Annotated in this window: 7 protein-coding genes and 1 pseudogene; 5 read left to right on the top strand and 3 right to left on the bottom strand. The window is 46.5% G+C overall.

Annotated elements, in window-relative coordinates; all coding sequences use genetic code 11:
• Positions 1-125: 125 nt before the first annotated feature.
• Positions 126-1,412 carry a maltoporin gene (locus C6H66_RS21495; RefSeq protein ID WP_105396672.1) on the bottom strand — a complete coding sequence of 429 codons (1,287 nt, stop codon included), beginning with the start codon at positions 1,410-1,412 and terminating at the stop codon, positions 126-128.
• Positions 1,413-1,448: 36 nt separating this feature from the next.
• A pseudogene (malK, locus tag C6H66_RS21500) lies at positions 1,449-2,559 on the bottom strand (maltose/maltodextrin ABC transporter ATP-binding protein MalK).
• 377 nt (positions 2,560-2,936) lie between these two features.
• Here malK and malE point away from each other — a divergent pair.
• The 3 genes from malE to malG all read left to right on the top strand — a co-directional run bounded on the left by malE (position 2,937) and on the right by malG (position 6,719).
• Positions 2,937-4,136: a maltose/maltodextrin ABC transporter substrate-binding protein MalE gene (malE, locus tag C6H66_RS21505; RefSeq protein ID WP_105396677.1), complete on the top strand. Its 1,200-nt coding sequence runs from the start codon at positions 2,937-2,939 to the stop codon at positions 4,134-4,136.
• 123 nt (positions 4,137-4,259) lie between these two features.
• A complete protein-coding gene (gene malF / locus C6H66_RS21510; RefSeq protein WP_105396673.1) occupies positions 4,260-5,816 on the top strand; it encodes a maltose ABC transporter permease MalF in 1,557 nt (518 codons plus the stop codon).
• Positions 5,817-5,828: 12 nt separating this feature from the next.
• Positions 5,829-6,719, top strand: a complete 891-nt coding sequence (gene malG, locus C6H66_RS21515) for a maltose ABC transporter permease MalG (protein ID WP_105396674.1) — start codon at positions 5,829-5,831, stop codon at positions 6,717-6,719.
• Positions 6,720-6,774: 55 nt separating this feature from the next.
• On the opposite strand, the gene C6H66_RS21520 is transcribed toward malG, so the two are convergent.
• Positions 6,775-8,790 (bottom strand): LTA synthase family protein, encoded by a 2,016-nt coding sequence (locus C6H66_RS21520; protein WP_105396675.1) that lies wholly within the window; start codon positions 8,788-8,790, stop codon positions 6,775-6,777.
• A gap of 290 nt (positions 8,791-9,080) precedes the next feature.
• Between C6H66_RS21520 and C6H66_RS21525 the strand changes: the two genes are divergently transcribed.
• Positions 9,081-9,956 (top strand): arginase family protein, encoded by an 876-nt coding sequence (locus tag C6H66_RS21525; RefSeq protein ID WP_105396676.1) that lies wholly within the window; start codon positions 9,081-9,083, stop codon positions 9,954-9,956.
• A 664-nt stretch (positions 9,957-10,620) separates the two neighbouring features.
• Positions 10,621-11,108, top strand: a 488-nt coding sequence (locus C6H66_RS21530; RefSeq protein WP_248000773.1) for a contractile injection system protein, VgrG/Pvc8 family, incomplete at its 3' end; no start/stop codon positions are given.

The raw sequence follows: 11,108 nt of genomic DNA on the forward strand, positions 1-11,108 counted from the left end.
TTACCCTTGTTCGGTTGAAAAAAAGAGACTGATACCCACCCCACGGTTAGGAGGCATATCAGTCTAAAAGGCGTTAACCATTACAAATCATTTGATTGATCTGAGATCAAATCGTTGTAACCGGATTACCACCAAGCTTCGAATTGTGCGCCAAAGGTGAATTCATCATCGTCGCCACGGCTGAATTTATGCGTTGCCGTATCACGGTAGGCCATGCCATTAATGTAACCGTCGTTGTTGTTCGCATGACCCCATTTTTCATCCCATTTTGCATAGGTGACGAACAGGCGAATAGCCGGACGGGACCAAATGCTGTCACCGGCCTGCCATTGTTGGGCTAGGGTGATTTTGTATTGATCATTGGTATCGTTGGTACGTTGGGATTTGACGTTATCATAACCGATGTCCAGCAGAGTACTCATCGTCGGCGTCCACTTGTACATTGGACGTACCCCGACCGTATACCATGTGCTGCCATTGTTGTTATCACGGTCAGTATCCTGATACATCGCTACGTACATAAGATCCCATTTTTCTGCGAGATTAACCGCGCCATGATTCAGAATGCGTAACATATAACCGTCATTGTTTACGCTGGCGCCTTCGGAATGACCACTATTGGAGGAGGTCATGGAATCGGTTGCGTACTGTACGACAAATTTGTTAAAGCCTCCTAACATGCTCTGTGTATGCTCGGCGGTAAACATGAAGCCATCTTTGGAAGCATTACGGTCAAGTTTGTAGTGATCTCGCGCGTTGGCGCGTCCATAGTCAAAACCAAGCTCCAGATTGCCGCCTGGGTTAACTTCCAGGCCGGATAGACGTATATCGTAGACATCATTGGAGGTGGGTATTTGATCGCGTTGACCGGCAATCCAGCCATGAGAACCGCCAGATTCGGTATTACGGGTAACAGCCAGAGAGAGCTTGCTAAAGCCGAGATCAATATCTTGCAGACCAGCGCCCGGACCTGAGATATCCCAATAGTAGAAATCGATCATATGTACGTCATGGCGCTGGTAAAAGCGTTTACCTGCCCACAGTGTTGAGCCGGGTAACCAATCGATGACGTTCTTCGCTTGAACATTGACCTCGCGGAACGCCGGATCGGTGGATTCCCAGTCATTTTGTTGCGCCACGGAATAAGCCACGTTGGTATCGAAGTAGAAACTCTTATTACCGTCCTTCCATAGCTCTTGACCTAGCTTAAGTTCAGCATAGGTTTCACATTCATTGCCTAAACGGTATTTGCTCTGTGCGCCAGTGCTTTTGAAACACTGTTGCTCACCGCCGCTGCCGGTCCAACCAATACCAGAGCGGGCGTAGCCGTGGAATTCTACGGCTGATGCCTGAATAGACAGTAATCCGGCCATAATGGTTAGTGAGATAGGTAGTATGCGCATTGATTTCATCAATTATTCTCCTGTCGTTTCTTAGTTAGCTCAGGCTCAAACACCGGGTTCTTGATGCAGACGCTGACATGCCGTTCCGTCTTCCCGAAATAAATGGCAGCGGTGAGGGGGTAGCCCGATGGTGAAGGTGGACCCTTCTTCCACCAGCACAACATCAGGTTGGCGGTAAACCAGATTTTGATGAATGGCCGGGATTTCAATGTGAACTTGGGTTTCATTGCCTAACTGCTCGACAACCTGCACTACGCCTTCCAATGTGACATCCGCGATATCACTTGGCAGAAGGTGTTCAGGACGTATTCCCAGAGAGACATTACTGCCTACTTTTACTCCCTTGCTTTCTACGGGCAGCCAGATTTGTTGTCGGTTGGGCAGAGTAATCTGTACCTGATCGATAGCGGTAGCCGTGACTTTAACTGGCAGGAAATTCATTTTGGGTGAGCCAATAAAGCTGGCAACAAAGCGGTTAACCGGATAGTGGTATAGTTCAAGTGGTTTGCCGATCTGAGCGACATCCCCGGCATCCAGCACCACGATTCTGTCGGCTAGCGTCATCGCTTCAACCTGATCGTGAGTGACATAAATCATCGTGCGTTTCAGACGCTTATGCAGGCGTGAGATTTCAATGCGCATTTGGACGCGTAACGCGGCGTCCAGGTTGGAAAGAGGTTCATCCAACAGAAAAACACTGGGTTCAGCGACCAGAGTACGGCCAATAGCGACACGTTGACGTTGCCCGCCTGATAAGGCTTTAGGGCGGCGATCAAGCAGGTGGGCGAGTTGAAGCATCTCGGCAATTTGCGTTACCCGTTGCTGAATATCACTTTTTTTTAGCGCCAGCCAGCTTCATGCCGAATGACATATTGTTTGCAACAGACAGGTGGGGATACAGTGCATAAGACTGAAAAACCATCCCAACGCCGCGTTTGGCGGGTGGCACATCGTTCATTCGGATGTTATTGATCAGTAAGTCACCGGAAGTTACATCTTCCAGACCCGCAATCATCCTTAATATTGTCGATTTCCCACAACCTGACGGGCCGACAAAAACGATAAATTCTCCTTCTTGTATCTCAAGGTTGATGTTCTTGGAAATAATAGTTTCACCATAAGCCTTCGATACATTATGTAGTGTGACGCTCGACATGTGTTCCCTCGGACTTATCACCGCAATTCGCGGTGAAAAATAATAAACCAGAGTGTGTTTAAGATGGCGGGTGAGTAAATCCTCCATACCGAAGTTTTTTATGGGGGAGGAGTGAGGAGGATGAGATAAGCGTTACTGAGGTGGTGAGGTATGAGTTAAGGGATAATTTGTGATAATTATCGCAAAAAAAGATGCCCCTTTTTGTGGTCGACGGCACGGTTCTTCTGTTTTTGGAATAGAGATCACAGCCATTCCGGGTAGGGCGTAGAGTAGGGGAGGATGAGTCTTTTCATTGTTGATCGCACACTAGCTTAATACCCTCCGCCAATGTAACAAAACAGTTCACTCTGAACCTTTCAAACTATGAGGACGGAATGATGATAAAAACAACTTTAAAAGCGAGCGTTCGTACCTTAGCGCTTTCTGCCTTAGCCACGCTAGCGTTATCTGCCTCTGCTTTTGCAAAAATAGAGGAAGGTAAGCTGGTTATCTGGATCAACGGTGATAAAGGCTACAATGGCCTGGCACAAGTTGGTGAGAAGTTTGAAAAAGATACGGGCGTCAATGTTACCGTTGAACATCCAGACAAGCTTGCAGAGAAGTATTCACAAGTTGCAGCAACCGGCGATGGGCCGGATATTATTTTCTGGGCCCATGACCGCTTTGGCGGCTACGCGCAGTCTGGTCTCGTGACGGAAATCACACCGGATCAAAGCTTCAAAGATAAGCTATTCCCGTTCACTTGGGATGCTGTACGCTACGACGGTAAACTAGTCGGTTATCCTATCGCAGTTGAATCCCTCTCTCTTATCTACAATAAAGACTTGGTGAAGACGCCGCCAAAAACTTGGGAAGAGATCCCGGCTTTGGATAAGGAACTGAGGAGCAAAGGCAAAAGTGCCATCATGTTTAATCTGCAAGAGCCTTATTTCTCTTGGCCGTTGATTGCTGCGGATGGAGGATATGCGTTCAAGTTGGAAAATGGCGCATATGATGTGAAGAATGTCGGAGTGAATAGTGCGGGCTCCAAAGCAGGGCTGCGTTTCATGATAGATTTGGTGAGAAATAAGCATCTTCATGTGGATACTGACTATTCCATTGCTGAAGCGGCGTTCAACAAAGGTGAAACGGCGATGACTATCAACGGTCCGTGGGCGTGGGCTAACATCGACAAGAGCAAGATAAATTACGGCGTGGCGTTGTTGCCGACTTTTAAAGGCCATCCATCTAAGCCGTTTGTTGGCGTATTAACGGCAGGCATCAATGCTGCCAGCCCGAATAAAGAGCTAGCGAAGGAGTTCTTGGAAAACTACTTGCTGACCAACGAAGGTCTGGAGATGGTGAATAAGGATAAGCCGTTGGGAGCTGTGTCACTGAAATCCTATCACGATATTCTGGCTAAGGACCCACGTATTGCCGCCACGATGGAAAATGCTCAAAAAGGCGAAATCATGCCAAACGTCTCACAAATGAGTAGTTTTTGGTATGCCATGCGCAACGCTATTGTTAATGCGTTGACTGGCCGTCAGGCCGTTGATGCTGCGCTAAGTGATGCAGAAGCCCGTATAACTAAGTAACTTGTGGGCGCTCTTCTTTTGAAAGGGCGTCTCTTTCCTGCAACCAGTAAGGATGCCTGTTTGCAGGAAGATTGATTAAGCTATCCGCAAAGCTGTTACGTCGTAGTAAAAAGGAAGAGCATTATGTCAGCGACGCTCGAAAAAACATCATGGTGGCAGCATTCTGCTCTGAAATGGTTTGCAGTAAGCTTGTGTGTACTCTTTACCGGTTATCTGGTGGTATTGATGTACTCACAGGGAGAGTATCTGTTCGCAATGTTGACACTGGTATTGTTAGGTATGGGGATTTATGTTTTTTCCAACCGCAATACTTATGCCTGGCGCTATACCTATCCGGGTGTAGCAGGAATGGGATTGTTTGTACTGTTTCCGCTCATTTGCACCATTGCTATCGCCTTCACCAACTATAGTAGTATCAATCAACTAACTTTTGAACGCGCACAATCTGTCCTGATGAGCCGTCAGTATCAGTCGGGGCAAACATTGACTTTTAAGCTCTATCCAAAATCGGAGCTATGGGTTTTGGCGCTGAGCGTACCGAATCAGGCTAAGCAACTGGTATCAGAGCCGTTTTCTCTGTCAGCGACGAAAGAGACGACTCTGCATTTGTATGAGCAGGATAGCATCCAGCACGGTGAAGCGGCGACATTGCGCACTATCACCCAGAATCGACAGGCTCTGAACCAGTTGGTTGCTGTTTTACCGGATGGCAGCCGACTGAAAATGAGTTCGCTACGTCAATTCTCTGGCGTACATCCTAAATACTCTCTTGGGGAAGATGGTAAGGCTCTCACTGATAATCAAACAGGCACGCTTTATCGCCCCAATACCGATACTGGTTTCTATCAGTCTGTCAATGCTGATGGGCAATGGGGAAATGAGACTTTGACGCCAGGATTTACTGTTTCCATCGGCTGGAAAAATTTCCTGCGTGTGATACAGGATGAAGGTATTCAGAAACCATTCCTCGCTATTTTCGTTTGGACGGTTGTGTTCTCTCTACTCACTGTAGTGCTGACAGTTGCTGTTGGCATGGTTTTGGCTTGCATCGTGCAGTGGGAATCGCTGAAAGGTCGTGCTGTTTATCGCGTGTTGTTGATCTTACCCTATGCAGTGCCATCATTTATTTCTATTTTGATTTTCAAAGGGTTATTTAACCAGAGTTTTGGTGAGATCAATCTATTGCTTAACGGTCTATTCGGTCTTAAACCTGCTTGGTTTACCGATCCGACGATGGCGCGAACCATGTTGATTGTGGTGAATACTTGGCTTGGGTATCCCTACATGATGATCCTCTGCATGGGGTTGTTGAAGGCAATACCAGATGATCTGTATGAAGCATCGGCAATGGATGGCGCAGGACCGTTTCAGAACTTTTTTAAGATTACCTTCCCGTTGCTGATTAAGCCATTAACACCGCTAATGATTGCCAGTTTTGCCTTTAACTTTAACAACTTTGTTCTGATTCAGTTGTTAACCCTTGGTGGACCAGACCGCATTGGCACCACGACGCCGGCAGGCTATACCGATTTACTGGTGAGCTACACCTACCGTATTGCTTTCGACGGCAGTAGTGGCCAGGACTTTGGCTTGGCTGCGGCCATTGCTACAGTGATCTTTTTGTTGGTTGGCGCACTGGCGGTTATTAACCTGAAAGCGACCCGCATTAAATTTGACTAAGGAGGGAATGCAATGGCGATGGTTCAACCCAAATCGCAGAAATGGCGTTTGTTGGCGACACATTTGTTGATGTTAACCTTTATTGCCATGATCTTATTCCCGTTGCTGATGGTTATTACTATCTCCCTGCGACCGGGGAACTTTGCCACGGGGAGTTTGATCCCGGAAAGTATCTCTTGGGAACATTGGAAATTGGCGCTTGGCTACAATGTGGTATCACCGGATGGCCGTGTTACACCGCCACCTTTCCCCGTTATGCTATGGCTCTGGAACTCTGTTAAGGTCGCCTTTATTACCGCTGTAGGTATCGTGACATTATCAACAACCTGCGCTTATGCTTTTGCCCGTATGCGTTTTCGCGGTAAAAGCACCTTACTGAAAGGCATGCTAATTTTTCAGATGTTCCCGGCAGTCCTTTCCTTGGTGGCTCTATATGCCCTGTTTGATCGACTAGGGGAATATGTACCGTTTATCGGCCTTAATACCCACGGTGGTGTGATTTTTGCCTACCTAGGGGGCATTGCGTTGCATGTCTGGACAATTAAAGGCTATTTCGAAACCATTGATGGCTCCTTGGAAGAGGCGGCTGCGCTTGATGGCGCGACACCGTGGCAAGCTTTCCGTATGGTGCTGCTACCGCTTTCGGTACCGATTCTGGCAGTGGTATTCATTCTTTCCTTCATTGGTGTGATTACGGAAGTGCCTGTTGCCTCACTGCTTCTGCGAGATGTGAACAATTACACTTTGGCGGTGGGCATGCAGCAGTACCTTAACCCACAGAACTATCTTTGGGGAGATTTTGCCGCTGCCGCTGTGCTCTCAGCACTCCCTATTACCATCGTTTTCTTGGTTGCTCAACGCTGGTTGGTCAATGGTTTGACCGCCGGGGGAGTTAAAGGTTGATTACATGTAAGTCCCTTTAATACATTGAGATTAAAGGGATTCACGGAAGTATCAATTATTGCTGGTGGTGAACTTGACGATTTAATTGCCATGCAAGGAGATCGGTAAATACCTGCCAACGTTGGAACTGTTTGGTTTGGTCGGCTGTCATTGGCTGGGGTTCACCGAGTAATAAGCCTGTTTGATTTGCCCACGGTCGAAATTCACCTTTGCCAATCATGATATAGGCCCCTTGTGGTGTAATAGTGACTTCCGGGTTATATCCTTGGCACCAGATAGGATCTAGATGTTTAGCCAGCAAATTACAGCCGGTACGGTAGTAAGCCGTATGTGACAAGCTCAAATGGTAGAGGGTTGGCCAAATGTCTTTATGACTGCCGACTCTGGTCGCGTCAAAAATTGCGTTTTGGCGATAAGCGGGCGGCACGTAGAGATAAAACGGCACGCCGTGGCCGATTGCCAATTCGTGAGCATCTGGATAGCTAATACCTCGAATATTATGGTCACCGGTTGCCGCAATAATGGTATGGGAAGCCAATGACTGGGATTTCACCCAACTAATAAACTGCCCTAATTGATCGTTGGCATAACGCAGAGTGTGGAAAACCTCTTGTAGTTCATCACCACTAGCCAAATGACTTAAACGCTGCTTCTCTATATCGTTCAGCTTAATATCGGTTTTCTTATAGCCTTCTGGTGATTTATACGGAGGATGATGAGTCGTAGACAATGACATAATCAGAACATGCTCCCCGTTCTTTTCTGCCTGAGCTAAACGCTCTTCAATATAACGGAACATAAACTCATCAGGCACGCCCCAGGTATCGAATTTGGCTTCTGGATAGCGATTTTTCAGCCCATTTTGATCGATAAATTCACTGACTCCCAGGTTTGGCAGGAACTGATTCAAATTACGCCATGCGCCGTTACCGGATGTGACGAAGATAATTTTGTAACCATTCGCCAGATAGGGTTTGAACATATTGCTGGTGAAATCGAGATCCTGCGCGGTGGATTGACTGACTGCGCTGTTTGGGCTGCGGATCAAGAAACGGCTCAAACTGTCAATGGTGCCATCGCCTTCGGAAACGAAACGTTCAAAACGCCAGTCGTTTTGCCAGTGTTGGCGTAGGGCGCCAAAAACATCAAGATCTGGGCGATCCAAGCTTTGTAGGTGATAACCCATACTCTCCATGACATTAAATACTACATTAGGCGGATTTTTTTGAGCGGTAGGGTTGTCGGCAGTTTTAGCCATAAACGGTGACAGATTTGCAGGGGTTGGTTTCTCCAGAAAATGGTTTAATAACCAGCTACCTTGTTCATCTGTTGCTTCTGGGAAGTCGCTATTTTTGTAATGATCATTAAACGCCCAGTTCAGTGCCATTGGGCCATTAGGTGTCAACATATTAAGCATTTTGACTTCTGAAACCTGTGTATTGGCCTGACGTAGTGGAAAGGTACCTATGGAGCCACGCATACCAACGAAACAGACAGTCAAAATAACCAGCGTCGCGATAGCAGAAACGGGCAGACTGGTTTTGCGCTCTGTGCGTGCAATAAGGTAGCGTTGCCAGAGCAGACAGGACCAGAAAACAGTCATTGCGAACAGCGCTAAACAGAGCAAACTTTCGATAACAGGATAATCGTTCCATAAGGTGTATAGCACGGCTTGCGTATCATCTTCCACTAAGCCGAAGATGAAAATATCGAACGACCGTTCATAAGTGGCATAGTAGTAAACATTACTTACCGTCAAAGCCCCGACCACGGTACTGAGTGTTGTTGCCAACCACGGATAGGCGTGTTGCCATATGTTGAAGCTGTTTTTATTAATAGCAAATAAGCTGGCAATCAGCAGACAAGGCACAAACAGCAAACTGGCAATCCGAATATCAAACAGTCCTCCGATCCAGAACATGCGTTCCACGTCTTGAGTAGAATCAACAAGAAGCTGATGATTGCCATAAGCTAAGAGAAGATAGATTCTTCCCGCCATTTGTGTTGCTACCGTTAGCAACCAAGGAAGTAAAAGTGCGATAAAAGCCAGTTTAAATCTGGAAAACCACATAATGCCTTCTTATTGGTAATAGATTGATAAGGTTAATTTAGTGTTTATCAGGTCAAGATCCTATCTCATTCAGCAATTTACTGCCTATCCCATTGGGTTATTTTATTTGCTATTTTTTGCAGTAGAGTGGTTATTGGTCAGATAGAAGCGATTGAAGGATGGTTCAGACTGAAAATCATCTTTACCTCGAAAAGGCACTCCAGCCGACATAAGGCGGGAAAGGAGTGTCGATGAGGCGTCAGCTTGGCTGATGTTGAATACACTTTACATATATGCAAAGGAGTATCGTAATGACTAACTGTTCAAATACTATCAGGCTGGTTATGCCGCAGTGGCAGGGGGGAAATAACCCGGCATATAAATTTGGTGCGGAAATGTTGAACTGGCTTGCACCGGAAACGGATGCGCCTGTTATTCATGTACCCATTCAGGAACCAGCCAAGCCTCTCTCGGTAGAAAATGGCATTATCGGCAGGGAAGCACTTAAAACTCAGCTTAGTAGCGTCTGGAAAATTATTCGTGAATATAAGCCAGATAATATCGTCACGTTTGGTGGTGACTGTCTGGTTGATCTCGCCCCTTTTGCCTGGCTGAGTGAGCGCTGGGGAGAAAAGTTAGGGATACTGTGGATTGATTCGCATCCTGATGTTATGACTCCCGCTCAATTTCAGAATGCTCACGCTCATGTTCTTGGCGCACTGATGGGCAATGGCGATCCCGATCTGACAACCACCGTGGTTTGCCCAGTACCTTCCCGGAGAGTCATGATCGCAGGAATACACAGCCCGCTGGAATATGAGAAAAAGTTCATTGCTGATAACGCAATCAGAACCTGTTCTCCAAATGATGTCAGAGCGGGAGGCGAGTCGGTGATGAAATGGATTGAAGAAGAGAAAATCGAATGTCTGGCAATTCATATCGATTTGGATGTACTGGATGAAAATAACTTCCGTTCCGTATTATTCGCTCGTCCGGGTGCCTGTGAGCATGATTTCGGTGGTATCGCCAAAGGTAAACTTAACATTCCCGATGTGCTGGCTCTGATCCAAAAGGCAGCCTCTCGGGCTAAAGTGGTTGGGCTTGGGATTGCAGAACACCTTCCTTGGGATGCTATGAATCTTAAAGATATGCTGGAACAGCTTCCTTTAATAGGGCGTTCAGATTAGTTGAAATATCGAATTGTTTTATCTGGGGTCAATATCGGCGGCTTTATACGAAAAGTCATCGAAGTGGATATTGACCTTAACCCCAAAATCGGCGCGGACTGGTGCTTTAAGGAGCAATAAAATGTGGTAGTGACTTAAGTATGTGAAAGAGTTCATGAAGGCGTTTTCGTTACAACAACAGCCTGGAATGAAAAAATGCGTGTACTGCCAAGATGAAAGCTTATTTGTCGCCAGTTCCAATATACCGGATTAATATCTTGACGCTTTTGGGGTTTTATATTGCCTCTGCATCAGATGAAAATTTACGGCGATTTTTATTCATTCCGTATATGGATGGCGATTAATCAGCCATTTTGCGTGACATTAATCACATTTTCTTCATGTTCATCTGATAAATATCGTGAGCTTGGGGTCATAATATTTAGAGAGCGAAATTCTCTGTTATCTGTTATCTGTTATCTGTCTCCACTCCATCCTACTTAGTTGGAAGCGGTCTGTTGTTCTCTCTAACGCCACGTATTAAATGATGGCTGTTTTACGCTGTCATTTTTTTACCGCGGAACAGACCGGCGCTATTTAAAAGAGCCGCTGTAATGACTCGTTTAATGGCTTCTTGCGTTATCCCCATCTCAGGATAATGGCTCAATTATGTAGGGTTTCAAATATGGATGGATTAGTTTTCACCTGCCGAATTGGCGCGCTGCCCCAAACCACCTTTCAGGTCTCGCAATTTACTTTACAGGAAGAGCTGTCACAGCTTTATCGCCTGACGTTAAAAGTGGTGAGTTCACGTGATGACATTCCCCTGAATGAACAGCTGGGGGACAGTGCGTCACTGACCATTACCCGCAATGGCGTCACCGAACGGACCATTAATGGCTTGATAACCGGGGCTGAACAGGATAATACCGATGGCCGTCGGACTTTTTATATTTTCACTGTCCGCCCCACAATGTGGCTGATGACGCTCAATCAGGACAGCCGTATTTTCCATCGAAAGTCTGTACCGGAAATCTTAACGATCCTGCTTAAAGAGCATCGTATTTTATTTACCCGCGATACGCTCTATAAACGCCATGTCGAACGGGAATACACCACGCAAAAACGCGAATCCGCCTATGATTTCTGGTGCCGACTGGCGGCGGAAGAGGG

The sequence above is a fragment of the Photorhabdus hindustanensis genome (assembly GCF_002968995.1).
GTDB lineage: Bacteria > Pseudomonadota > Gammaproteobacteria > Enterobacterales > Enterobacteriaceae > Photorhabdus > Photorhabdus akhurstii.

Excerpts from the sequence above, each read along its gene's own strand:
- malF (WP_105396673.1), top strand. The coding sequence starts at position 4,260 with ATGTCAGCGACGCTCGAAAAAACATCATGGTGGCAGCATTCTGCTCTG.
- malE (WP_105396677.1), top strand. The coding sequence starts at position 2,937 with ATGATAAAAACAACTTTAAAAGCGAGCGTTCGTACCTTAGCGCTTTCT.
- C6H66_RS21525 (WP_105396676.1), top strand. The coding sequence starts at position 9,081 with ATGACTAACTGTTCAAATACTATCAGGCTGGTTATGCCGCAGTGGCAG.
- malG (WP_105396674.1), top strand. The coding sequence starts at position 5,829 with ATGGCGATGGTTCAACCCAAATCGCAGAAATGGCGTTTGTTGGCGACA.
- C6H66_RS21495 (WP_105396672.1), bottom strand. The coding sequence starts at position 1,412 with ATGAAATCAATGCGCATACTACCTATCTCACTAACCATTATGGCCGGA.
- C6H66_RS21520 (WP_105396675.1), bottom strand. The coding sequence starts at position 8,790 with ATGTGGTTTTCCAGATTTAAACTGGCTTTTATCGCACTTTTACTTCCT.